Origin of the sequence: Streptomyces sp. NBC_00443 (assembly GCF_036014175.1) — a bacterium.
Lineage (GTDB): Bacteria > Actinomycetota > Actinomycetes > Streptomycetales > Streptomycetaceae > Streptomyces.
This window is the reverse complement of sequence record NZ_CP107917.1, coordinates 828,160-851,857: the sequence shown is the minus strand read 5'-3', so window position 1 is coordinate 851,857 and position 23,698 is coordinate 828,160. Positions and strand designations below refer to the sequence as shown.

Sequence of the window (23,698 nt, the reverse complement as noted above, 5' to 3'; positions counted from 1 at the left end):
CTCACACCCCCGTCGTCACGTTGTCGCCGAGGTGCGCCAGGCGTTCGGCCACCGCGTCCGCCGTCGGCGCGTCCAGCCGTCCCGCCAGCCGGCCGTCCGCCAGGAACAGCACCGAGTCCGCGTAGGAGGCGGCGACCGGATCGTGGGTCACCATCACCACCGTCCGGCCGTGCACCCGCACGGTCTCCTGGAGCAGCCGCAGCACATCGCGCGCGCTGCGTGTGTCCAGGGCGCCCGTCGGCTCGTCCGCGAAGATCACCCGAGGCTCGGTCACCAGGGCGCGGGCGATGGCGACTCGCTGGCGCTGACCGCCGGACAGCTGGTCGGGACGGTGTCCCAGCCGGTCGCCGAGGCCGACGGACGTCAGCACCTCCTTGGCCCGCCTCCGGTCGACGCGCTGCCCGGCGAGCTTGAGCGGCAGCACCGTGTTCTGCGCGACGGTCAGCGTCTCCAGCAGGTTGTACTGCTGGAACACGAACCCGATCCGGCCACGCCGGAACTTCGTCAACTCGGCCTCGCCACCGCCGGTCAGCTCGGTACCGTCCACGCACACGATGCCGCTGTCGGGCCGGTCGAGACCGGCCGCGCAGTGCAGCAGCGTGGTCTTGCCGGAACCGGACGGTCCCATCACCGCGGTGAAGGTGCCCTGCCCCAGCCCCAGGGTGACCCCGTCCAGAGCCGTCACCGCGCTGTCCTGCGCACCGTAGGTCTTGGTGACCTTGACCAGCCGGAGTACCTCGGCGGCGGGTCCCTTGTCGTGCGTACGTCGCGCGCTTGCCCGAAACATCGTCATCACTCCCCGTCCGGCACTCCCTGTGCCCTGCCGACGAAGCTACGGAGCCGGCGAGTCGACCACATTGGGCGCAGAACCCGTATTGCCGGGTGTACTTGGCGACACCCCCCGACGGGGCAGGCCCCCGGCCGGCACGGAACCAGCCAATTGAACGGTTTCAATTCGCTCACCGCCGCACGCTTCACCGGCTGAGTGCTTCTGTTGGAATCTGCACAGAATTCGCGCTGCTCGCACCATGGACTCATGTCACTTCTGCCACTAGCTTCAACCGTCGTTCGATCTGAATCGTTCCAACTCTGATGAGCCGAAGGGACAACGGCATGAACGACGGAGTCGACCGTACGAAGGGCCGGGGGGTGCCCCGCAGGACCGTGCTCACCACCGCACTCGGCGCTGCACCGGTGGTTCTGGCGGGCGGGATCGCCGCAGGCGGCCCCGCTTCGGCCGCACCCACCTCGCACCGCACGGCCGTCGAGGGCCTGACGGTCGAGCACAGAACGAACCCCCTCGGCGTGGACGCCGCCCACCCGCGGTTCGGCTGGCGCATGGCGTCCTCGGTGCGTGGTCGCCGCCAGTCGGCGTACCGGATCCTCGTCGCGACCGCACCCGACCGCCTGACTCCCGCCCGGGCGGACGTCTGGAACAGCGGCCGGGTCACCTCACCCGACTCGATCGCCGTGCGCTACGAGGGCCCCGCCCTGCGCGCCGCCACCCGCTACCACTGGACGGTGACGGCCTGGGACGAGACCGGCCGAGCCGTCCCCGCCGCCCCGACCGCCCACTTCGAGACCGGCCTGCTCGGCACCGACGGCGTCGCCGGCTGGGACGGCGCCCGGTGGATCACCATGGCCGGCAAGCAGCCCGACACCGCCGGCGCCCCGCTCCTCCGCCACCAGGCGCGCCTGACGGGACGTCAAATACAAGAAGCCCGGCTCTATATCTCCGCACTCGGCGTCTACGAAGCCCATCTCAACGGCCACCGCGTTGCCGTGCCGCAGGGCGACGCAACGACCCATGAACTGCTGACGCCGGGCTGGACCAACTACGACAGCACCGTCAACTACTTCACGTACGACGTGACGGACCTGGTCGCGGGGGAGCGACCTGAGGGGGGCGAGGGGCACGCGGGGCACGTCACCCTCGCCGCCGTACTCGGCAACGGCTGGTACAACAGCCGGGTCTCCGAGAACAGCACCTACTACTCCGCCGACGGCAACCGCCTGGCCCTCAAGGCCAAGCTCCTGATCCGGTACGCCGACGGTGCGGAGCAGACGGTCGTCACCACACCCGGGGACGACTGGAAGGCCACCGACACCGGCCCCTACCGCGCCGACGACATCTACGACGGCCAGACCTACGACGCCCGTAAGGAACTGGCGGGGTGGACGGCCGGCGACTTCGACGCCTCAGCCTGGGCCGGCGTGACCGAGCACGACTTCACCACCAGGTTCCCCGACGCCAGGCTGGTCGCCCACCCGGGCGAGAGCGCCCGCCTGATGCCCCGGTGGGACCGCAAGCCGCAGTCCGTCACCGTCTGCACGGGCGTGACCGGCCAGGACGGCAGCCCCAACGGCAAGGGCCGCATCGTCGTCGACCCCGCCCGCACGGTCACCGACCCGGCCGAGGCCGCCGAGGCAGCCGTGACCCTGCACCCCGGCGACACGGCCGTGATCGACCTGGGCCAGAACCTGGTCGGCGTGCCCCGCTACACCCTGCGCGGCCGGGCAGGCACCCAAGTCGCCTTCAAGCCGGGCGAGATGCTCAACGACGACAGTGAGGGCGCCGACGGCCCCGTCGGCTCGGTCTACCGCGCCAACCTCCGTTCCGCGAAGGCCACCAGCACGTACATCCTCAAGGGCGACCCCGAGGGCGAGACCCACGAGGACTCGCTGACCTTCTACGGCTTCCGCTACGTCTCCGTCACCGCGACCGAAACCGTCACCCTCACCCGCTTCACCGGCCGGGTCGCGACCTCCGCCCTGCGCGACATCGGCACGATCACGACCGACGACGCGGACGTCAACCAGCTGATCGGCAACGTGCGTTGGGGACAGCGCGGCAACTACCTCTGGGTGCCCACCGACTGCCCGCAACGCGACGAGCGCCTCGGCTGGACGGGCGACACCCAGCTCTTCTCCAACACCGGGCTCTACAACGCCGACGCGGTCAACTTCCTCAGCCACTTCGAGGACAACCTGATCGACTCGCAGCGCACCTACGGCCTGGACGGCGCCCAGTTCACGGCGGTCGCGCCCGGCAACCGCTACAACGCGGCGGCCCCCGCCAGCGGCTGGGCGGACTGCGGGGTGGTCGTGCCGTGGACGGTGTGGCAGATGTCCGGCGACCCCACGATCGTCGACCGCAGCTGGACGGCGATGAAGAAGTACGTCGACTGGATCCGCGGACGCACCGGCGACGCGTACGCCGGGCAGGGCGCCATCTTCGGCGACTGGCTCGCCTTCCAGGACACCAGCACCCAGCTGATCAGCGACGTCTACTACGGCTACAGCGTGCGCCTCATGGCCGACATGGCCCGCGGCACCGGCCGCACCACCGAGGCACGCGCCTACGACGACCTCTTCGCCCGCATCAAGCGCGCTTTCACCACCAAGTACCTGGCCACCGACGCGACGACAGGCCGGGTGACCCTACGGTCGAGCCTCGGAGACGCACCTCCCACGGGCGGCCGGACCGAGGACGACACGCAGACCGCCCTGCTGTGGGTCCTCAAACTCGGCTTCTACGACACCGAGGCCCAGCGCCGCCAACTGGTCACGCTGCTCGCCGAGAACATCGGCAACGACGAGGCCTACAAGGAGGCCCACCCCGACAGCACTCGCGTGAAGTACGCCGAGAACACCCTGTCCGTCGGCTTCCTCGGCGTGAACGTCCTCGCCCCCGTGCTCACCGACGAGGGCCACGTAGACCTCGCGTACAAGCTGCTCCACCAGGACGCCATGCCGTCCTGGCTGTACTCGGTGCGCAACGGCGCGACCACCATCTGGGAGCGCTGGAACTCGTACTCGAAGGAGGACGGCTTCGGCCCGGTCGACATGAACTCGTTCAACCACTACTCCTACGGCGCGATCATGGAGTGGATGTACGAGAGCATGGCGGGCATCGCGAAGGACCCGGCCCACCCGGGCTTCCGGCACTTTTTCCTGCGCCCGCACCTCGACCCGACCGGGCGGATCACGCAGGTCGCCGGCTCGCACCACTCTCCGTACGGGGAGATCGTCAGCGAGTGGCGGACGGAGGGCCGGAGGCTGGCCTACCGGGCCGTGGTCCCCGTGAACAGTACGGCGACCCTGCACATCCCCACGTCCGACCCGGCCTCGGTGCGCGAGGGCAGGACCCCTCTGGCCCGGGTGACGGGCGTCGAGTACCTGGGCTTCGAGGACGGTACGTCGAGCTACCGGCTGCCCTCCGGCCGCTACCAGGTGACCGCCACCCTCGCCTGACCAGGGTCCGTCGTGTGGCGGGTCCGATTGGGGGGAACCCGGCCGGCATGGACGAGCCGACCCGCACCCACACGTCGTACTGGATCGAGACGGCACCGCCCGGCGACCTCGCGCCCCCGCCGGACGGTGACCTCACGGTCGACGTCGCCGTCGTGGGCGCGGGGATCGCCGGGATCTCCACGGCCTGGGAGCTGGCCAGGCGGGGCCACGGCGTCGCCCTGCTGGAGGCGGACCGGATCGCCGCCGGCGTCACGGGACACACCACCGCCAAGCTGTCCGCCCAGCACACCCTGATCTACGACCGGCTCCGCCGCACCCGGGGCAAGGACGACGCCCGCCTGTACGCGACCTCGCAGACGGACGCGATCCGGCACGCCGCCGAGGTCGTCGACGAGCTCGGCATCGACTGCGAATGGGAGGAGACGGCGGCCTACACCTACGCCGAGGACGGCGACCGCACCGACGAACTGCGGGCCGAGGCCGACGCCGCCCGGGAGGCGGGCCTGCGCGCCGAGTACGTGACCGGGACGGAACTGCCGTTTCCGGTGGCCGGCGCCGTGCGTGTCGAGGGGCAGGCGCAGTTCCATCCACGCAAGTACCTGCTGGCGCTGGCCGCCGACCTCGAACGCCTCGGCGGGAAGGTGTACGAGCACACACGCGTGGTGGGTCTCTCCGAGGGCGAGCCGTGCGTGCTGACGACCGAGAACGGTGTGAAGGTGACGGCCGGCACCGTCGTGGTCGCCACCCACTACCCGATCTTCGACCGGGCGCTGCTGTTCACCCGCCTGACGCCCCGGCGGGAACTGGCCGTCACGGCCCCCATCGACGCGGCCAAGGCACCCACCGGCATGTACATCACGCCCGAGCAGAACACCCGCTCGGTCCGCACGGCCCCTTACAGGGACGGAAAACGCCTGCTCATCGCCACCGGCGAGCACTTCACCCCGGGCGCGGGCGGCGATGTCGAGGCGCGCTTCGAGGCGCTGACGAGCTGGGCGGTGGAGCGCTTCGGCGACCTCACCTTCACCCACCGCTGGGCCACGCAGGACAACGACTCCACCGACTCCGTCCCGCTCGTCGGCCCCCTGCACCCCGCGAGCCGCCATGTCCACGTGGCCACCGGCTTCGGCGGCTGGGGACTCAGCGGCGGCATCATGACGGGCCGCCTGCTCTGCGACCTGATCACCGGTCGCGAGAACCTGTGGAGCGACCTCTACGACCCGCGCCGTGTGAAGTCCGTCGTCCGCGAGGGGAAGGACTTCGTCAAGCACCAGACCGACGTCGCCCGCCACTTCGTCGGCGACCGGCTGCACCACCTCCCCGGCCCGTCGACCGGCTCGGTGGACGACATCGCGCCCGGAGAAGGGGCCATCGTCCACGTGTCCGGCAAGCGCTGCGCCGTCCACCGCGACGACGACGGAAAGGTGCACGCCGTCTCCGCGAAGTGCACCCACCTGGGCTGCCTGGTCGCGTTCAACCGCGCGGAACGGACCTGGGAGTGCCCCTGCCACGGCTCCCGCTTCGACCCCGACGGCCGAGTCGTCCAGGGGCCCGCCGTACGGCCGTTGGAGCAGCGCGACCTCTGACGCGATGCCTTCAGCCGGCGTCCTCGCCGACCAGGACGACCTCCAGCGTGCGCGGGCCGTGCACCCCCTCCACCCGGTCCAGCTCGATGTCGCTGGTGGCCGAGGGGCCGGAGATCCACGTCAACGGGCGGGTGGGATCGAGGCGTTCCATTGCCTGAGGGACCGACGACACGACCTGCTCGGGGACCCGTACGACACAGATGTGGTGATCGGGGACGAGCGTGATGCGGCGACGGCCCTGGTCGGGGGAGCCGTCGAGGACGAGGGTGCCGGTCTCGGCGACGGCGAGTGCGCACGCCGTGACCACGCTGTCGACCCGGTCCAGTTCGTGGGGGGTGCTCTCCGTCCGGTCCGGGATCCGCTCGGCGTCGGACGCCGCCAGCCACCCTGGCTCCAGCCCCGGCGGCACGAGCACCGTCCGCGCGCCCCGGGCCGCGAGCATCCCGGCGATCGTCGCCGCGAGATCGGCGGCCGTGCAGCGGTGCACGATCGCCCGGTAGTCCGCCAGGTTCTCGGCCAGCAGACCGACCGTCTCCGCGACGCTCCGCTGCCCGTGCTCACGCAGATAGTCCCGCGGAACCGCCTCCTCGTACGGCGGCTCGTCCCGGGGCGTGCCCGGTACGTCCGCCAGCGCGCGTCGCACCCGGCCCAGGATCCGTTCCCTGCTGCTCACTTGGCACCGCCCTTTCCGCCCTGCGTCCGCTGCCACCAGTCCCGGAACGGCTCCGCGGGCACCGCCGGCAGCTCCCGCGTCCCGCTCCACGCCTTGCCCGGCCCCGGCAGCGAGCGTGGATGCAGGCGGCGGGTGCGTGCGGCGAGCCGCTGGCCGGTGCGCAGGGCGCCCGGATGACTGAACGCCCAGCGTGCCGCCCGCATCGCGGCCCGCTCGGCGGCATGCCCCTTCGCGGGCTTCAGGACCACCTTGTTGCCGTTGGAGGTCACCTGGCCGCCCTGAACGACCCGTTCCCGCAGATGCACCAGCACCTCGGGGATGTCGATGGCGACCGGGCACACCTCGTAGCAGGCACCGCACAGCGACGACGCATACGGCAGCGAGGCGTCGATCTCGCTTGTCACGCCGCGCAGTTGGGGGCTGAGGATGGCACCGATGGGCCCGGGGTAGACCGAACCGTAGGCGTGTCCGCCGGCCCGCTCGTAGACCGGGCAGACGTTGAGGCACGCCGAGCAGCGGATGCAGCGCAGGGCCTGGCGGCCGACCTCGTCGGCGAGCGTGTCGGTGCGGCCGTTGTCGAGGAGGACCAGGTGGAAGGTCTTCGGCCCGTCGGCCGTCTCGGAGTCCGTCGTCCCGGTCCACATGGACGTGTACGGGTTCATGCGCTCCGCGGTGGAGGAGCGGGGAGGGTCTGCAGGAACACCTCCAGGTCCCGCCAGCTGGGCACGATCTTCTCGATGCCGACGACCGAGATCAGCGTCTCGGGCAGGGTCAGGCACATCCGCCCGTTGCCCTCGGACTCCACGACGACCAGCGTGCCGGTCTCGGCGACCATGAAGTTGGCGCCGGAGACACCCACCTTGGCCCGCAGGAACTTCTCGCGCAGGTGCAGCCGGGCCGCCTCGGCGAGTTCGGCGGGGGTGTCGGTCAGGCCTTCCGGAGCCGGGCGGCCCCACTCGCCCATCTCACGCCGGAAGATGTCCCGGATCTCACCGCGGTTGCGGTGGATGGCCGGGACGAGGATGTGCGAGGGCCGGTCCTTGCCCAACTGCACGATCAGCTCGGCGAGATCGGTCTCGTACGCGCGGATACCCTCCGCTTCCAGGGCCTCGTTCAGCCCGATCTCCTGCGTGGCCATCGACTTGACCTTGACGACCTCCGACTCGCCGGTCGCCTTGACCAGGCCGGCCACGATCCGGTTGGCCTCGTCGGCGTCGGCGGCCCAGTGGACGGTGCCGCCCGCCGCCGTGACCGACTCCTCCAACTGCACGAGATACCGGTCGAGATGACGCAGCGTATGGTCCTTGATCCGCTTCCCGGCCTCCCGAAGCGCCGCCCAGTCGGACAACTCCGCGACGGCGCCTGCCCGCTTGGCGCGGATGGTGTGCGTGGCGTGGCGCAGGTTGGCGCGCAGGGTCGTGTCGTGCACGGCCTCGTGCGCGGCCTTCGGGAACGCCGGCATCCCGAGATACGTTCCACTCATGCCGCCGGCTCCTCCTCAGTGCTCGCCAGGATCTCCGCAATGTGCACCGGCCGCATACCCGTCCGCAGCCGTGCCATGGTCCCGCCGATGTGCATCAGACAGGAGTTGTCGGCCGCGCACAGCACCTCGGCGCCCGTCGACTCGGCGTTGCGCACCTTGTCCGTGCCCATCGCCGCCGAGACATCGGAGTTCTTCAGCGCGAAGGTCCCGCCGAATCCGCAGCACTCGTCCGCGCCCGGCAACTCCGCCAACTCCAGCCCCTTGACGGCCTGCAGCAGCCGCCGGGGCCGGTCGGCCAGCCCCAGCCCGCGCAGGCCGTGACAGGTCGGGTGGTACGTCACCCTGTGTGGGTAGTAGGCGCCCACGTCCGTCACACCCAGCACGTCCACCAGGAACTCCGTCAGCTCGTACGTCTTCGGCACCACCGGCGCCAGGGTCGCGGAGAGAGTGTCCCCGCGGCCCTCGGCCCGGGCCCGCTCACCCATCCGCGGATACAGCTCGCGCACCATCGCCCCGCACGATCCGGACGGGGTGACGATCGCCTCGTACTCCCCGAAGACATCGGAGAAATGCCGGGCGAGCGGCTCGGCCTCATGCCGGTATCCGGTGTTGTAGTGTGCCTGTCCGCAGCAGGTCTGGGCCATCGGGAAGTCGACCTCGACGCCCAGCCTGGTCAGCAGTTTCACCACAGCGCGCCCGGTGTCCGGATAGAGCGTGTCGTTGACACAGGTCAGGAACAGGGCGACACGCATCGCGGCTCCTTGCGATCGATCATCGGATGAGTGCAGGGTAATGCGGCAGCGCGGCGCAGGGGAGACCCCGCCCGCCCCGGGTGAGCCGGTCACCCCCGGACGAGCCGCGCCTCCGCCTCGCTCCAGCGCGCCGCGTCCCCCCGCGGCTCGTACCGGGTCAGCGGCTGCGTACGGGTGAGCAGGCGCCGCCCGTCGGCGAGGTCACCGACCAGCCCGTGGGTCCGCGCCTGGACCAGGACGTTCCCGAGCGCGGCGGCCTCGCTCGGGCCGGCCACAACGGGCAGCCCGCAGGCGTCGGCGGTCAGCCGGCACAGCAGGGTGTTGCGGGTGCCGCCCCCGACGACATGCACGACGTCGACCGGATGGCCGGCCAGCCGCTCGGCGTCCCTGATGGCACGCCGGTGGGCCAGGGCGAGCGAGTCGAGGATGCAGCGCGTGATCTCGGCGGGCGAGACGGGCACCGGCTGCCCCGAGGCGCGGCACGCCTCGGCGATCCGCTCAGGCATCCGCCCCGGCGCCAGAAACGCCGCGTCCCCCGCGTCCACGACCGACCGCAGCGCCGGCACCTCGGACGCGTCGCGCAGCAGCTCGTCCAGGTCGGGGTCCCCCCAGGCCCGTACGCACTCCTGGAGCAACCACAGCCCCATGATGTTCCGCAGGTACCGGACCGTGCCGTCCAGCCCCAGCTCATTGGTGAAGTTGGCGGCCCGGCTCCCCTCGGTCAGCACGGGCGCGTCCAGCTCCAGCCCCGCCAGCGACCAGGTGCCGGTGCAGATGTACGCGAACCGCTCGCCGGCCTCGGCCGGAACGGCGGCCACGGCGGACGCGGTGTCGTGCGACCCCACCGCCGTCACCGGCACCGGACCGCTCAGCCCGGTCTCCTGAAGCACCTCGTCGCGCAACACCCCCGCGGGGTCGCCGGGTTGCCGCAGTGGTGCGAACAGGCCCAGGTCGATGCCCAGCCGGTCAGTGATGCCGTACGCCCAGTCGCGCGTGCGGGGATCGATCAGCTGGGTGGTGGATGCGTTGGTGAGCTCGGTGCCCTGCTCACCGGTGAGCCAGTACGTCAACAGGTCCGGGACGAGCAACAGCCGTCCCGCGTAACGCAGTTGGGCCGAGGACCGGGCCGCCGCCAGCTGATACAGCGTGTTGAAGGGCGCGTACTGCAACCCGGTCGCCGCGTACAGCTCCGCTGCCGGGACGGTCGCCCACACCTTCTCCGCGACCCCCTCCGTCCGGGAGTCCCGGTAGTGCACGGGGTTGCCGAGCAGGGCTCCGTCCGCGTCCAGCAGGCCGTAGTCGACGGCCCAGCTGTCGATGCCGACGGAGTCGACCTGACCGGCCGCCCGCAGCCCCGCGAGCACGCCCGCGTACAGGGCGAGAACATCCCAGCGCAGCCCCTCGGGCACCCGCACGGGCCGGTTCGCGAAGCGGTGCGCCTCGGTGAGCTCCAGGCGGTCGGGGCCGACGTGTCCGACCATGACACGCCCGCTGGACGCGCCGAGGTCGACCGCGGCGTACGACTTCACGGACGCACTCACCGCAGGAAGGCGGCCGCGACGCCGGCGTCGACCGGGACGTGGAGCCCCGTGGTGTGGGTCAGGTCGCCGCCGGTGAGCGCGAAGACGGCGTTCGCGACATGCTCCGGGAGCACCTCCCGCTTGAGGATGGTCCGCTGGGCGTAGAACTCACCCAGCTTGTCCTCCTCGACCCCGTACACGGCGGCCCGCTGGGCGCCCCAGCCGCCGGCGAAGATCCCGGACCCGCGGACGACGCCGTCCGGGTTGATCCCGTTGACGCGGATGCCGTGCTCACCCAACTCGGCCGCCAGCAGCCGCACTTGGTGGGCCTGGTCGGCCTTGGTGGCCGAGTAGGCGATGTTGTTGGGGCCGGCGAACACGGCGTTCTTGGAGGCGATGTAGACGATGTCACCGCCCAGCTTCTGAGCGATCATCACGCGCGCCGCCTCCCTCGACACGAGGAAGGAGCCACGCGCCATGATGTCGTGCTGGAGGTCCCAGTCCTTGGCCGACGTCTCAAGGAGGGGCTTGGAGATGGAGATACCGGCGTTGTTGACGACGAGATCGACTCCGCCGAAGGCCAGCACGGCCGCCTTGAACGCGTCGGCGATCTGCTCCTCGGACGTGACGTCCACCGCCACCGCCACGGCCTTGTCGGGCCCGCCCAGCTCCTCGGCGACGGCCTCGGCGTTCTCGGCGTCGAGATCGGCGACCACCACACACGCGCCCTCGGCGACGAGCCGGTGCGCGATGGCCTTCCCGATCCCACTGCCGGCGCCGGTCACGAACGCGACCCGCGTCGCGAGCGCCTTGGGCTTCGGCATCCGCTGAAGCTTGGCCTCCTCCAGCGCCCAGTACTCGATACGGAACTTCTCCGACTCCTCGATGGGCGCGTACGTCGAGACCGCCTCGGCCCCCCGCATCACATTGACGGCGTTGACATAGAACTCGCCGGCGACCCGGGCGGTCTGCTTGTCCTTGCCGAAGCTGAACATGCCGACGCCCGGGACCAGAACGATCGCCGGGTCGGCACCGCGCATGGCGGGGGAGTCGGGCAGGGCGTGCCGCTGGTAGTAGGCCGCGTACTGCTCTCGGTACGCGGCGTGCAGCTCCCCAGCCGGGCGATCGCCTCGTCGAGGGGAGCGGTGGGCGGCAGATCGAGGACGAGCGGCCGCACCTTGGTGCGCAGGAAGTGATCGGGGCAGGACGTGCCGAGCGCGGCGAGCCGCGGGTGCCCGGCGCTCGCGAGGAAGTCGAGAACGACCTCGGAGTCGGTGAAGTGACCGACCTGCGGGCGGTCCAGCGAGGCGATGCCGCGGATGACCGGCGCCAGCGCCGCTGCCCGCTCCCGCCGTTCGACGGCGCCGAGCGCCGCGTACCCCTCGATCACCGGACCGAAGGGCTCCGGCTTCCCGCGCTCGGCGAGAAACGCCTCGGCGGTGCGGATGATGTGCAGCGAGTTCCGCTCGCACTCCTCGGAGGTGTCACCCCAGGCGGTGATGCCGTGCCCACCGAGAACGCACCCGATGGCCTGCGGGTTGGCCTCCTTGACCGCCGCGATGTCCAGCCCCAGCTGGAACCCGGGCCGCCGCCACGGCACCCACACCACCAAGTCCCCGAAGCACTCGGCGGTCAGCTTCTCCCCGTCGGTGGCACAGGCGAGAGCGATGCCGGAGTCGGGATGCAGATGATCGACATGCGCGGCCGCCACGAGCCCGTGCATGGCGGTGTCGATCGACGGAGCCGCCCCGCCCTTGCCGTGCAGGCAGTAGTCGAAGGCGGCCACCATCTCGTCCTCCCGCTCGACGCCCGGGTAGACGTCGACAAGGGCCCGCATACGGTCCAGCCGCAGCACCGCCAGCCCACTCTCGGCGAGCGTGCCAAGGTCACCCCCGGACCCCTTCACCCACATCAGCTCGACGTCACCGCCGGTGACGGGGTCGGTGTCGGTGCCCTTGGCGGACGCGTTTCCGCCGGCGTAGTTGGTGTTGCGGGGGTCGGAGCCGAGACGGTGGGAACGGGCGAGGAGGGCGGCGGCTTCGGGATGGGTTGACATGAACGTTCAGTCCTTACAAGAAAGGGGGAGTGCAACGACCTAGGGGCGCGGGGAACTGCGCGACCAGCCACAACGGACCCGCAGACCGCGATGAAAGAGATCCCGGCAGACGCCTACGCCCCCCATCCGGCCTGCTGCCCACCAACCCGCTCAGCCACAACCTTCTCGGCCCATCCGGAACGGCGATACGCACCCATGGGATCCGCATCGAGCCCCATCTCTTCCCGAACCTCGGCCAGCAACGGCCGCACATCCGTGTTGTACGCATCCATGAGCACCGCATTCGCGCCCAGCACATCACCGGAAGCCTGCGCCTCGGCCAACGCAGACCGGTCAACCAGCAGCGCTTTCCCCGTGGCCTCCTGCACGTTCATCACGGACCGGATGATCGCCGGGATCTTCGCCTCGATGTTGTGGCACTGGTCGAGCATGAACGCCACGTCGGACGTGAACCCGCCCCCACGCAGCACCTCGTACATGATCCGGAACAACTGGAACGGATCCGCGGCCCCCACCATCAGGTCGTCGTCGGCGTAGAAGCGCGAGTTGAAGTCGAATCCGCCGAGCTTCCCCTCCCGCAGCAGCGTCGCGACGATGAACTCGATGTTGGTGCCCGGCGCGTGATGCCCGGTGTCGACGACGACCTGCGCCTTCGGCCCGAGCTTCAGACAGTGCGCGTACGCCGTGCCCCAGTCCGGCACGTCCGTCGTGTAGAAGGCCGGCTCGAAGAACTTGTACTCCAGCAGCATCCGCTGCCCGTCCCCGAGACGCTCGTACACCTCAGCCAACCCCTCGGCCAGGCGGTCCTGCCGCGAGCGGATGTCATCCTGCCCGGGATAGTTCGTGCCGTCCGCGAACCACAGCTTCAGATCGGCGGAGCCCGTCGCGTCCATGATGTCGACGCACTCCAGCAGATGATCGACGGCCTTGCGCCGTACCGCCGCGTCCGGGTGGCAGATGCTGCCCAGCTTGTAGTCGTCGTCCTGGAAGGTGTTGGAGTTGATCGCGCCGAGCTTCACGCCGCGCTCCTGGGCGTGCTTGGCCAGCGCCGCATAGTCGTCGACCTTGTCCCACGGAATGTGCAGGGCGACGGTCGGGGCGACACCGGTGAACGCGTGCACCTGAGCGGCGTCGTCCAGCTTCTCCTGCGGTGTCCGGGGAACGCCTTGCTGGGCGAACACCTTGAACCGCGTCCCCGAGTTCCCGTACGCCCACGACGGCGTTTCGACTGCCTGGGTCTTGAGTGCGGCCTTCACCGCGGCGAGCTCGGTCACTGAGGGCTCCTGTGACGTCGGGACGGGAAGTCGGACGGTGGACATCTGAAAAGCTTCGTCGTGAAACGATTCAAGACGGGAACGTATGAGGCCTCCGAAGGGGTGTCAAGCCCCGCAGCCACGGCTTCTTGTTGTGACTCGCCCGTGACCTTCGTTCATCGAAAGTTTTTCGACACGGACCCATTGACGTGACATGCGCTCCATGTCTAACGTCCCGGCAACCAAGTTGAAACCTTTCACGACGTCGAGAGGGCCGTCCCGCCGACGTCGTCGAGGAGCCCTCATGACCCACCCGTCCACCACGGGTCCGGCCCCGGTTCTGGCGCTCAGGGACATCTCGAAGTCCTTCGGCGCGGTCCGCGCCCTGCGGGACGTCTCCCTGGAGCTGTTTCCCGGGGAGGTGCACGCCCTCGCCGGGGAGAACGGCGCGGGCAAGTCGACCCTGATCAAGACGCTCGCCGGAGTGCACCGGCCGGACGCCGGCCAGGTGCTGCTCGACGGCGCGCCCGTCGTCTTCCACGGACCCGGCGACGCCCGCGACGCCGGTATCGCCGTGATCTACCAGGAGCCGACCCTCTTCCCCGACCTGTCGATCGCCGAGAACATCTTCATGGGCCGTCAGCCCCGGCGCGCCCTCGGCCGGATCGACCACAAGGCCACGCACACGGCGACCCTCGCCCTGATGCAGCGCCTCGGCGTCGAACTCGACCCCGACCGGCCCGCGCGCGGCCTGTCCATCGCCGACCAGCAGATCGTCGAGATCGCCAAGGCGCTCTCCTTCGACGCCCGCGTCCTGATCATGGACGAGCCGACCGCCGCCCTCACCGGCAGCGAGGTCGCCCGGCTCTTCGGCGTCGTTCGCACCCTGCGCGAACAGGGCGCCGCCGTCCTCTTCATCTCCCATCGGCTGGAGGAGATCTTCCAGATCTGCCGGCGGGTCACCACCCTGCGCGACGGCGCCTGGATCGCCAGCGAGCCGCTGGACGGCATGACCGAGGAGGACCTCGTACGCCGGATGGTCGGCCGCGACCTCGACGACCTGTACCCCAAGCAGGACGTGAAGCCGGGCGAAGTGGCCCTGAGCGTCCGCAGGTTGACCCGTGAGGGCGTCTTCACCGATGTCTCCTTCGACGTACGACGCGGTGAGATCGTCGGTCTCGCGGGGCTCGTCGGCGCGGGCCGTACCGAGGTCGCGCGGGCCGTGTTCGGCATCGACCGGTGGGACGCGGGCGAGGTGTCCGTCGGCGGCAAGGCGCTCACCAACGGCGCCCCCTCCACCGCCATGGCCTGCGGCCTCGCCCTGGTCCCCGAGGACCGGCGGGCTCAAGGCCTGGTCATGGACATGTCCATCGAGCGCAACATCGGCCTCACCGGGCTGCGTACGACCGTCAGGGCCGGCCTGATGGACCGCGGCGCCGAGCGCAGCCGCTCCCTCGACTGGGCCGTCAAGCTCCAGGTCAAGTACGCGCGGATCGCCGACACGGTCAACACCCTGTCCGGCGGCAACCAGCAGAAGGTCGTCCTCGCCAAGTGGCTCGCCACCGGCCCCGAGGTGCTGATCGTCGACGAGCCGACCCGGGGCATCGACGTCGGTACGAAGGCCGAAGTGCACCGGCTGCTCAGCGAGTTGGCCGCCGACGGCGTGGCCGTTCTGATGATCTCCTCCGACCTGCCCGAGATCCTCGGCATGGCCGACCGCGTGCTCGTGATGCACGAGGGCCGCCTCACCGCCGAGATCCCACGCTCCGAAGCCACCGAGGAAACCGTGATGGCCGCAGCAACGGGGAGGGCCGCCGCATGACGGTGATCACTCCCAAGGAGGCACCTGTCACCGACGTGCCGAAGTCCAGCGGCACCCGCCTGGTCGACCGCGTCTTCAAGATGCGTGAACTCGCCATCCTGGTCGTCTTCGTGGTGATGATCGTCGTCACCCAGCTGGGCAACAGCGAGTTCCTCACCGAGCAGGGCATCAAGGACCTGCTGCTGAACGCGACGATCCTCGTCCTGGTCGCCACGGGCCAGTCCCTGGTCGTCATCACGAGGAACGTGGACCTGTCGGTCGGCTCGACGCTCGGCATCAGCGCCTTCGCCGCCGGAACGTACCTCCAGGGCGGCGGGAACCCGGTCGTCGCCGTGCTCCTGGCGGTCCTGCTGGGCATCGGCTTCGGCTTGCTGAACGGCCTGCTCGTCAGCCTCGGCCAGGTGCCCGCGCTCGTCGTCACCCTCGGCACGCTCTACATCATCCGCGGCATCGACTCCATCTGGGTCGGCTCCCGCCAGATCACCGCGGCCGACCTCCCGGACGGCTTCGTCGACTTCGGCTCCGGCGGCATCTCCGCGGTGCCGTGGCTGGCGCTGATCGCCCTCGCCGTGCTGGTGGCGACCGCGTACTACCTCAGGCACTTCGGCAGCGGCCGCGAGCTGTACGCCCTCGGCTCCAACCCGGAGGCCGCCCGCCTCGCCGGCATCCCGGTGCGCAAGCGGATCCTGGCCGCGTACACCTTCTGCGGTGCGCTCGCCGGTCTCGCGGGCGCCCTGTACCTCGCCCGGTTCGGCAACGTCGACTCCGGCACCGGCAACGGCTACGAACTCACCGTCGTCAGCGCGGTCGTGGTCGGCGGTGTCGTCTTCACCGGCGGCTCCGGCAGCGTCTACGGTGCCGCGCTCGGCGCGCTGCTGCTGACCTCCATCAACAGCGTCCTGCCCGCCCTCGGCGTCAGCTCCGTCTGGGTGCTCGCCATCAACGGCATCCTGCTCATCCTCGCCATCGCGGTCGACCGGATCGTCGCGCTGCGCGTGGCCAACGCCCTGAAGAAGAGGAACGCCCGCCATGGCTGACTCGTCGCTCGCGCGCGCCGTTCGCTGGGACACGGTCGTCGGCGCCCTTCTGATCGTCGTGCTCCTGCTGTCCTTCACCACGGTCGATGGCTTCGGAAACGCTCTCAACCTGTCGTTCCTGATCGGGAACACCCTTCCGATCGCTTTGATCGCCCTGCCGATGACGCTGCTGGTCGTCTCGGGCGAGATCGATCTCTCGGTCGCATCGACCGCCGGGCTCTCGGGCGCGGTGATGGGTGCGCTGTGGAACCAGGGCATGACGATCGAGACGATCATCCCGATCTGCCTCCTGCTCGGTGTGGTGTGCGGTCTGATCAACGGGCTCCTGGTGACCAGGCTGGGCCTGCCGTCCCTCGCCGTCACGATCGGCACCCTCGCCGCCTACCGGGGCATCGCACAGATCGTGCTCGGGTCGGACGCGGTGACCGACTTCCCGTCCCAGTACCTGGACTTCGCCGCCGGACGGATCGGGGACACGTTCATTCCGTACGCGTTCCTGCCCTTCCTCGTCCTGCTCGCCATCGCCGTGGTCGCGCTGCACGCCACCCCGTTCGGACGGTCGGTCTTCGCCACCGGCGCGAGCGAGGAGGCGGCGCGCTTCGCCGGTATCCGCGTCAAGCGGCAGAAGCTGATCCTGTTCACGGTGACCGGCCTGATGGCCTCCCTCACCGGCATCTTCTGGGCGCTGCACTACGCGAGCGCCCGCTACGACAACGCCACGGGGCTCGAACTCTCCGTCGTGGCCGCCGTGTTGCTCGGCGGCATCGACTTCGACGGCGGCAAGGGCACGCTGGGCGGCGCCATCGCCGGGGTGTTCCTGCTGGGGGCGCTGCAGAACGTCATGAGCCTCCAGGACGTCTCCGCCCAGTCGCAGATCGTCGTCACCGGCGTCCTGCTCGTGCTGTCCGTGCTCGGCCCGCGGGTCGCACGGCAGATCTCCGTGGCGAGGGCGGGCCGTAGAGCCGCCTCGACTCCGACCTCGTAACTCAGCCCTTCCTCGTAAAGGACTCCCACCATGCGCAAGTCATCCCTCCGCCGCGCCTCCGCGGCCCTCGCCGCCGCCACGTCCCTCGCTCTCGCCCTCACCGCCTGCGGGGGCACCACCAAAGAGGACGTCAAGAACGAGGGCGCCTCCGCCGCCACCGCCGGCAAGGCCGACCCGAACGCCGAGTTGAAGAAGGGCCTGACCGTCGGCTTCCTGCCCAAGCAGGTCAACAACCCCTACTTCACCTCCGCCGACAAGGGCGGCGAGGCGGCGCTGAAGGAGCTGGGCTCCAGCTACAAGGAGGTCGGGCCGTCCAGCGCGACCGACACCGCCGGGCAGGTGAGTTACGTCAACACGCTCACCCAGCAGCAGGTCGACGCGATGGCCGTCTCCGCGCAGGACCCGGGCGCCCTGTGCACCGCGCTGAAGCAGGCCATGAAGAACGACATCAAGGTCGTCACCTACGACTCCGACACCACCGCCGACTGCCGCAACGCCTTCGTCTCGCAGGCGTCCGCCGAGGACCTCGGCCGCACCGAGGTGCAGCTGCTCGCCGAACAGATCGACTACAAGGGCGAGATCGCGATCCTGTCCGCCGCGCAGACCGCGACGAACCAGAACACCTGGATCGACTTCATGAAGGACGAGCTCAAGGACCCCAAGTACAAGGACATCAAGCTCGTCAAGATCGCCTACGGCAACGACGACGCCCAGCAGTCCTTCCAGCAGACCCAGGGCCTGCTCCAGGAGTACCCGAACCTGAAGGGGATCATCTCCCCGACGACGGTCGGCATCAAGGCGGCCGCCCAGTACATCTCCGGCTCCAAGTACAAGGGCAAGGTCAAGCTGACCGGTCTCGGCACCCCGAACGACATGCGCAAGTACGTCAAGAACGGGACCGTCGAGGCGTTCGAGCTGTGGGACCCCTCGAAGCTCGGCGAGCTGGCCGCCCGTACCGCCGTCGCCCTGGTCTCCGGCCAGATCACCGGCAAGGAGGGCGAGACCTTCGAGGCCGGCGACATGGGCGAGTACACCATCGGCAAGGACGGTGTGATCAGCCTCGGCAAGCCGACCGTGTTCGACGCCAAGAACATCGACAAGTTCAATTTCTGAGCCCGGCTTCAAACTTCTGAGTCCGTCTTCAACTTCTGGGCCCCGGAGGGTCGTTGATGCAGCGCGTGTGCTTCCTGCTGAAGGTCCGTCAGGACCGCCTGGACGAGTACCGCGAGCGGCACGCCGCCGTGTGGCCGGAGATGCTCGAAGCGCTCTCCGCCACCGGCTGGCACAACTACTCGCTCTTCCTGCGCGACGACGGCCTCCTCGTCGGCTATCTGGAGACCGGGGACTTCGCCGCCGCCCAGGCCGGCATGGCGGCCACGGAGGTCAACGCCCGCTGGCAGAAGGAGATGGCGCCGTTCTTCGAGTCGCTGGACGGCGCCCGCCCCGACGAGGCCATGAAACCGCTCACGGAAGTGTTCCACCTCGCCTGAACCGCCCCCTCCCAGCCGACCATGGAGTCCCCCGAGATGAAGAGACGCACCCTGCTGGGCGCCGCCCTCGCCGGAGCCGTGATGACCCCCGCCCTCGCCTCCGGCACCGCCCGCGCGGCCGACCCCGGTCCGTCCCTCACCCTGACCGGCACGACCACGCTCGACACGCAGGCCATCTTCTTCGTGTCGTACGACGGACTGGTCAACAACAACGCCTTCCAGAAGAACGGCCTGCTGACCTACAAGGGCTACCAGTACGCCGTCTGGTACACCGCCGACCGAGGCGCCGTCGTCGGCCGCCGCGCGCTCGGCGCCACCACCTGGTCCACGGTCAAGGTGGGCCACACCCTGCGCTACAACGACTCCCACAACGTCATCTCGATGGGGATCTCGAAGGTCGACGGCCGCCTTCACCTCAACATGGACTCGCACAGCGACGGCTTCACCTACGTCAAGTCCGTCGCCGGGCTGATGGACAGCCCGGCAGGCCTGAGCTGGACCGCGAGCCGCTTCGGCGCACCCCAGTCGACCATGGACGGCCTCGCCCTCACCTCGCAGTTCACCTACCCGCAGTTCATCTCCACCCCCGAAGGCGGACTCCAGCTCAGCTACCGGGTCGCCGTCTCCGGAAACGGCCGCAACGCCCTCGCCGAGTACAACGGTTCGGCCTGGACCGACCTCGGCGAGTGGTCCAGCTCCACGGGCACGTACACCAGCGAACACGGCTCGTCGACCGCCCGCAACATGTACCTGCACGGCATCGACTACGACCGGGGCGGCCGCCTGCACTCCTTCTTCACCTGGCGCGAGCAGAACGGCGCCGTGATGTGCAACGGCGGCGGCATCACCAACCACGACACCGGCTATGTCTACTCCGACGACCGCGGCCGCACCTGGCGCAACAACGCCGGCACCGTCGTCGGCACGACCGGCGGCTCCGACAAGGTCGCCGTCACCGACAGCGGCCTGGTGATCGACGCAATCAACCCCGACCACTCCCTGATGAACCAGGAGAGCCAGTTCACCGACTCCGCGGGCCTGCCGCACGCGATCATCAGCTACGTCCCCGGCCGCTTCGGGCAGTGCACCACGAACTACGTAGCCGACCGCACCGCGAACGGCCGCGCCTTCCACGTCCGCAAGAACGCCTCGGGCACCTGGCAGAAGACCGAGATCCCCGTCCCGCTGAACTCCAGCCAGCGCACCAAGCTGATCCTGGACAAGTACGACAACGCGTACGCGATCTTCCCGTTCTGCCGGATCGCCGGAGCCTCCAAGGCCTCCGGACACACGGACTGGACGGTGCTGTACGACGGTGTCACCGCAGGGCTGAACGCCTTCGGCGAGGTCGTGATCGACGAGACGCGCGTCGGCCAGGACCACTACCTGTCGATCATGTACCAGGAGAAGTCCAGCGGTACGACGCCCTCGGCGCTGCGTAACCTCAACTTCCGCCTGCCTGCCTGATCGCAGCCGATGTGGGCGGCATGACGGTAATGTGAAGGCCTTCCCGCCGCCCCACGTCTTACGAGTCTTTCTGGAGGTCCCTGCCCGATGGCCCAGTCGGTGGGTATCAAGGACGTCGCACGCGCCGCCGGAGTCTCCGTCGGCACGGTGTCCAACGTCATCAACCGTCCGGACGCGGTCGCCACGGAGACCCGGGCGCGGGTGCAGTCCGCGATAGACCGGCTGGGCTATGTCCGCAGCGAGTCCGCGCGCCAGCTGCGCGCGGGACGCAGCCGGATCATGGGGCTGCTCGTCCTCGACATGGGCAACCCGTTCTTCGTCGACGTGGCGCGCGGCGCCGAGCGGACCGCGCGGGACGCCGGGCTCGGCGTGATGGTCTGCAACAGCGCGCAGAGCGCCGGCGAGGAGGCCGACTACCTGTCCCTCTTCGCCGAACAGCGTGTGCGGGGCGTGCTGCTGACCCCGGCCGACGCCACCGGACGCAACATCGAAACGTTTCGCCGCCACAACATCCCCTTCGTCCTGGTCGACCGGGTCGCCGAGGGCACCACCGAGTGCTCGGTCTCCGTCGACGACGTCGCGGGCGGCGCGCTGGCCGTACGCCACCTCGTCGACGCCGGGCACCGCTCCATCGCCTACGTCAGCGGCCCGCCCGGCCTCAACCAGGTCCGCGACCGCCGCACCGGCGCCCTGAACGCGCTGGCGGAGGCGGGCCTCGGCCCCGAGAACCTGCGCGAGCTGCCTACCGAGCGGCTCGACGTCGCCGCCGGCCGGGACGCGGGTGCCCGCCTGCTCGGCCTCGCCGACCGCCCGACCGCCGTCTTCTGCGCCAACGACCTGCTCGCCCTGGGCGTCCTGCAGGCCATGTACGCCGCGGGCGTCGGCGTCCCCGACGACCTCGCGATCGTCGGCTACGACGACATCGAGTTCGCGGCCGCCGCGGCCGTCCCCCTCACCTCCGTACGGCAGCCCGCGGTCACCATGGGCACTCTCGCGGCGGAGATGCTGCTGGAGGAGACGGAGGAGGAGACCGGGACGAAGCGGCACGAGCACCGGCGTGTCGTACTCCAGCCCGAGCTGGTGGTGCGGCGCTCCAGCCTGTCGGCCCGCTGATCCCGAGGCGATCCGGACCCGGGGCCACTGATCGGCCGTTCAGTACGATTTCATGATCCCAGGGCTCGGTCGGCGGACGAACATGTGTTGAACTGGGACGCGGCCCGAAAACCATCCGTCCCGGGAGCCCTGTTGACCGTCAGCTACCGCCAGCCCGGCGTCGTCCTCACCGACCGCCACTTCACCGTGCCCCTCGACCACGACGCCCCGACGGGCGAGACGATCGAGCTCTACGCCCGTGAGGTCGTCGCCAGCGACAAGGCACACCAGGACCAGCCGTGGCTGGTCTACCTCCAGGGCGGCCCCGGCTTCGGGGCGAACCGTTTCGTCGGCAAGGGCGCCTGGCTCGGCCGCGCGCTCAAGGAGTACCGCGTCCTGCTGCTGGACCAGCGCGGCACCGGCCACTCCGCGCCCGCCAACCGCCAGACCCTCCCGCTGCGCGGCACCCCCGCCGAACAGGCCGACCACCTCACGCACTTCCGTGCCGACTCGATCGTGCGTGACTGCGAGGCGATCCGCCGTGAGGTGACCGGCGGCGCTCCCTGGACCGTCCTCGGCCAGAGCTTCGGCGGCTTCTGCACGGTCAACTACCTCTCCACCGCCCCCGAGGGCCTGACCGCCGCGGTCGTCACCGGCGGCCTGCCCTCCCTCGACGCGCACGCCGACGACGTCTATCGCGCGGCCTACCCGCGGATCGAGCGCAAGGTCGCCGCGCACTACGCCCGCTACCCGCAGGACGTCGAGCGCGCCCGCCGAATCGCCGACCACCTCCTCGCAAGCGATGTGGTCCTGCCGAACGGCTACCGCCTCACCGCCGAGGCCTTCCAGTCCCTCGGTATCCTCCTCGGCGGCGGCGAGGGCAGCCACCGCCTGCACTACCTGCTGGAGGACGCCTTCGTCCGCACCCCCCAGGGATCCGCCCTCTCGGACGCCTTCCAGGAGGAGGTCCAGGGCCTGCTGTCGTACGCGAGCCACCCGCTCTACGCCCTCGTCCACGAGGCGATCTACGGCCAGGACACGCGCCCCACCAACTGGTCCGCCGAGCGCGTTCGCGCGGAGTTCCCGCAGTTCGACGCGGCCAAGACCCTCGCGGGCGACGGACCGCTGCTGTTCACCGGCGAGACGATCCACCCGTGGATGTTCGACTGCGATCCGGCGCTGCGCCCGCTGCGCGAGACCGCCGAACTCCTTGCCGCCCGCACCGACTGGAAGCCCCTGTACGACCCGGCGCGCCTCGCCGCCAACGAGGTGCCGGTCGCGGCCGCCGTCTACCACGACGACATGTACGTCGACACCGCCCACTCCCTCGCCACCGCCCGCGCGATCCGCGGACTGCGGACCTGGGTGACGGACGAGTTCGAGCACGACGGCGTACGGGCCGGCGGCCCCCGCGTCCTGGACCGGCTGCTCGCGCTCACCCGTGACGAAGCGTGATGTCAGAGTCACGCGTTAGTGTGCGGACATGACCGAGCCGACGATCACTCAGCTGAAGCCCATGCCGGACGACTGGCAGCGCGCGCTTGCCGTCGTCGCGCACCCCGACGACCTCGAGTACGGCTGCTCGGCTGCGATCGCCGCCTGGACCGACGGGGGTCGTGAGGTCTCCTACGTCCTCGCGACCCGCGGCGAGGCCGGCATCGACACCCTGGAACCCGCGAAGTGCGCACCGCTGCGGGAGCGCGAGCAGCGGGCCGGCGCGGCCGTCGTGGGCGTGTCCGCTGTGGAGTTCCTCGACCACCAGGACGGCGTGATCGAGTACGGCATCGGCCTGCGCCGCGACATCGCCGCCGCGATCCGCCGCTACCGGCCCGAGCTGGTGATCACGCTCAACCACCGGGACACCTGGGGAGGCGTCGCCTGGAACACCCCGGACCATGTGGCCGTCGGCCGCGCGACGCTGGACGCGGCCGGCGACGCGGGCAACCGCTGGATCTTCCCGGAGCTCATCGAGCAGGGCCTGGAGCCCTGGGGCGGCGTGCGCTGGGTCGCCGTCGCCGGTTCCAGCACACCCACGCACGCGGTGGACGCGACGGCGGGCCTGGAGCGGGCGGTGCGCTCGCTGCTCGAACACCGCACCTACATCGAGGTGCTGACGAGCGAGGACCCGGAGACGTACGCCCGCGGCTTCCTCACCGCGAACGCAGAGGCGCTGGGGGAGCGGTTCGGCGGAAAGCCGGCCGTGGCGTTCGAACTGTTCGGCCGGTAGT

General features: G+C 70.2%; 16 protein-coding genes and 2 pseudogenes. 11 read left to right on the top strand and 7 right to left on the bottom strand.

Annotated elements, in window-relative coordinates; genetic code table 11:
- Position 1: 1 nt before the first annotated feature.
- A complete protein-coding gene (locus OHO27_RS03850; protein WP_328420293.1) occupies positions 2 to 793 on the bottom strand; it encodes an ABC transporter ATP-binding protein in 792 nt (263 codons plus the stop codon).
- 320 nt (positions 794 to 1,113) lie between these two features.
- On the opposite strand from OHO27_RS03850, the gene OHO27_RS03845 reads away from it, so the two are divergent.
- Together OHO27_RS03845 and OHO27_RS03840 are read left to right on the top strand one after the other, a co-directional pair.
- Positions 1,114 to 4,254, top strand: a complete 3,141-nt coding sequence (locus OHO27_RS03845) for a family 78 glycoside hydrolase catalytic domain (protein ID WP_328420291.1) — start codon at positions 1,114 to 1,116, stop codon at positions 4,252 to 4,254.
- Positions 4,255 to 4,301: 47 nt separating this feature from the next.
- Positions 4,302 to 5,840: an FAD-dependent oxidoreductase gene (locus tag OHO27_RS03840; protein WP_328420289.1), complete on the top strand. Its 1,539-nt coding sequence runs from the start codon at positions 4,302 to 4,304 to the stop codon at positions 5,838 to 5,840.
- A 10-nt stretch (positions 5,841 to 5,850) separates the two neighbouring features.
- Here OHO27_RS03840 and OHO27_RS03835 read toward each other — a convergent pair whose 3' ends face one another.
- From OHO27_RS03835 to rhaI, 6 genes and pseudogenes are all read right to left on the bottom strand, one after another.
- On the bottom strand, positions 5,851 to 6,513 hold the full coding sequence (locus OHO27_RS03835) for a LutC/YkgG family protein (protein ID WP_328420287.1): 663 nt from the start codon (positions 6,511 to 6,513) through the stop codon (positions 5,851 to 5,853).
- Positions 6,510 to 7,996: pseudogene (locus OHO27_RS03830) on the bottom strand (LutB/LldF family L-lactate oxidation iron-sulfur protein). Before OHO27_RS03830 ends, OHO27_RS03835 begins: the two are co-directional and overlap by 4 nt.
- Positions 7,993 to 8,748 (bottom strand): (Fe-S)-binding protein, encoded by a 756-nt coding sequence (locus OHO27_RS03825; RefSeq protein WP_328420285.1) that lies wholly within the window; start codon positions 8,746 to 8,748, stop codon positions 7,993 to 7,995. The pseudogene OHO27_RS03830 and the gene OHO27_RS03825 overlap by 4 nt, the downstream one beginning before the upstream one ends.
- A gap of 89 nt (positions 8,749 to 8,837) precedes the next feature.
- A complete protein-coding gene (locus OHO27_RS03820) occupies positions 8,838 to 10,289 on the bottom strand; it encodes a rhamnulokinase (protein ID WP_328420283.1) in 1,452 nt (483 codons plus the stop codon).
- Positions 10,286 to 12,324: pseudogene (locus OHO27_RS03815) on the bottom strand (bifunctional aldolase/short-chain dehydrogenase). Before OHO27_RS03815 ends, OHO27_RS03820 begins: the two are co-directional and overlap by 4 nt.
- A gap of 113 nt (positions 12,325 to 12,437) precedes the next feature.
- Positions 12,438 to 13,598 carry an L-rhamnose isomerase gene (gene rhaI / locus OHO27_RS03810; protein WP_328420281.1) on the bottom strand — a complete coding sequence of 387 codons (1,161 nt, stop codon included), beginning with the start codon at positions 13,596 to 13,598 and terminating at the stop codon, positions 12,438 to 12,440.
- 283 nt (positions 13,599 to 13,881) lie between these two features.
- Here rhaI and OHO27_RS03805 point away from each other — a divergent pair, with 283 nt between their 5' ends.
- The 9 genes from OHO27_RS03805 (at position 13,882) to OHO27_RS03765 (ending at position 23,697) form a co-directional block, all read left to right on the top strand.
- Positions 13,882 to 15,399 carry a sugar ABC transporter ATP-binding protein gene (locus OHO27_RS03805; RefSeq protein ID WP_328420279.1) on the top strand — a complete coding sequence of 506 codons (1,518 nt, stop codon included), beginning with the start codon at positions 13,882 to 13,884 and terminating at the stop codon, positions 15,397 to 15,399.
- The gene (locus OHO27_RS03800; protein ID WP_328420277.1) at positions 15,396 to 16,436 is read left to right on the top strand and encodes an ABC transporter permease; all 1,041 of its coding nucleotides are present in this window, start codon (positions 15,396 to 15,398) and stop codon (positions 16,434 to 16,436) included. The genes OHO27_RS03805 and OHO27_RS03800 overlap by 4 nt, the downstream gene beginning before the upstream one ends.
- A complete protein-coding gene (locus tag OHO27_RS03795) occupies positions 16,429 to 17,421 on the top strand; it encodes an ABC transporter permease (protein WP_328420276.1) in 993 nt (330 codons plus the stop codon). Before OHO27_RS03800 ends, OHO27_RS03795 begins: the two co-directional genes overlap by 8 nt.
- Before the next feature lie 30 nt (positions 17,422 to 17,451).
- Positions 17,452 to 18,534, top strand: a complete 1,083-nt coding sequence (gene rhaS / locus OHO27_RS03790; RefSeq protein WP_328420274.1) for a rhamnose ABC transporter substrate-binding protein — start codon at positions 17,452 to 17,454, stop codon at positions 18,532 to 18,534.
- Positions 18,535 to 18,590: 56 nt separating this feature from the next.
- On the top strand, positions 18,591 to 18,911 hold the full coding sequence (locus OHO27_RS03785; RefSeq protein WP_328420272.1) for an L-rhamnose mutarotase: 321 nt from the start codon (positions 18,591 to 18,593) through the stop codon (positions 18,909 to 18,911).
- A 36-nt stretch (positions 18,912 to 18,947) separates the two neighbouring features.
- Positions 18,948 to 20,378 (top strand): BNR repeat-containing protein, encoded by a 1,431-nt coding sequence (locus OHO27_RS03780; RefSeq protein ID WP_328420270.1) that lies wholly within the window; start codon positions 18,948 to 18,950, stop codon positions 20,376 to 20,378.
- Positions 20,379 to 20,465: 87 nt separating this feature from the next.
- The gene (locus tag OHO27_RS03775) at positions 20,466 to 21,491 is read left to right on the top strand and encodes a LacI family DNA-binding transcriptional regulator (protein WP_328420268.1); all 1,026 of its coding nucleotides are present in this window, start codon (positions 20,466 to 20,468) and stop codon (positions 21,489 to 21,491) included.
- 132 nt (positions 21,492 to 21,623) lie between these two features.
- On the top strand, positions 21,624 to 22,925 hold the full coding sequence (locus OHO27_RS03770; protein ID WP_328420266.1) for an alpha/beta fold hydrolase: 1,302 nt from the start codon (positions 21,624 to 21,626) through the stop codon (positions 22,923 to 22,925).
- A 28-nt stretch (positions 22,926 to 22,953) separates the two neighbouring features.
- Positions 22,954 to 23,697, top strand: a complete 744-nt coding sequence (locus OHO27_RS03765; protein ID WP_328420264.1) for a PIG-L deacetylase family protein — start codon at positions 22,954 to 22,956, stop codon at positions 23,695 to 23,697.
- The last annotated feature ends 1 nt before the right edge of the window (position 23,698 follow it).

What these genes read in the sequence shown, in the direction of transcription:
- OHO27_RS03850 (WP_328420293.1), bottom strand. Translation starts at nt 793, where the DNA reads ATGACGATGTTTCGGGCAAGCGCGCGACGTACGCACGACAAGGGACCC.
- OHO27_RS03845 (WP_328420291.1), top strand. Translation starts at nt 1,114, where the DNA reads ATGAACGACGGAGTCGACCGTACGAAGGGCCGGGGGGTGCCCCGCAGG.
- OHO27_RS03840 (WP_328420289.1), top strand. Translation starts at nt 4,302, where the DNA reads ATGGACGAGCCGACCCGCACCCACACGTCGTACTGGATCGAGACGGCA.
- OHO27_RS03825 (WP_328420285.1), bottom strand. Translation starts at nt 8,748, where the DNA reads ATGCGTGTCGCCCTGTTCCTGACCTGTGTCAACGACACGCTCTATCCG.
- OHO27_RS03805 (WP_328420279.1), top strand. Translation starts at nt 13,882, where the DNA reads ATGACCCACCCGTCCACCACGGGTCCGGCCCCGGTTCTGGCGCTCAGG.
- OHO27_RS03800 (WP_328420277.1), top strand. Translation starts at nt 15,396, where the DNA reads ATGACGGTGATCACTCCCAAGGAGGCACCTGTCACCGACGTGCCGAAG.
- OHO27_RS03795 (WP_328420276.1), top strand. Translation starts at nt 16,429, where the DNA reads ATGGCTGACTCGTCGCTCGCGCGCGCCGTTCGCTGGGACACGGTCGTC.
- rhaS (WP_328420274.1), top strand. Translation starts at nt 17,452, where the DNA reads ATGCGCAAGTCATCCCTCCGCCGCGCCTCCGCGGCCCTCGCCGCCGCC.
- OHO27_RS03785 (WP_328420272.1), top strand. Translation starts at nt 18,591, where the DNA reads ATGCAGCGCGTGTGCTTCCTGCTGAAGGTCCGTCAGGACCGCCTGGAC.
- OHO27_RS03780 (WP_328420270.1), top strand. Translation starts at nt 18,948, where the DNA reads ATGAAGAGACGCACCCTGCTGGGCGCCGCCCTCGCCGGAGCCGTGATG.
- OHO27_RS03775 (WP_328420268.1), top strand. Translation starts at nt 20,466, where the DNA reads ATGGCCCAGTCGGTGGGTATCAAGGACGTCGCACGCGCCGCCGGAGTC.
- OHO27_RS03765 (WP_328420264.1), top strand. Translation starts at nt 22,954, where the DNA reads ATGACCGAGCCGACGATCACTCAGCTGAAGCCCATGCCGGACGACTGG.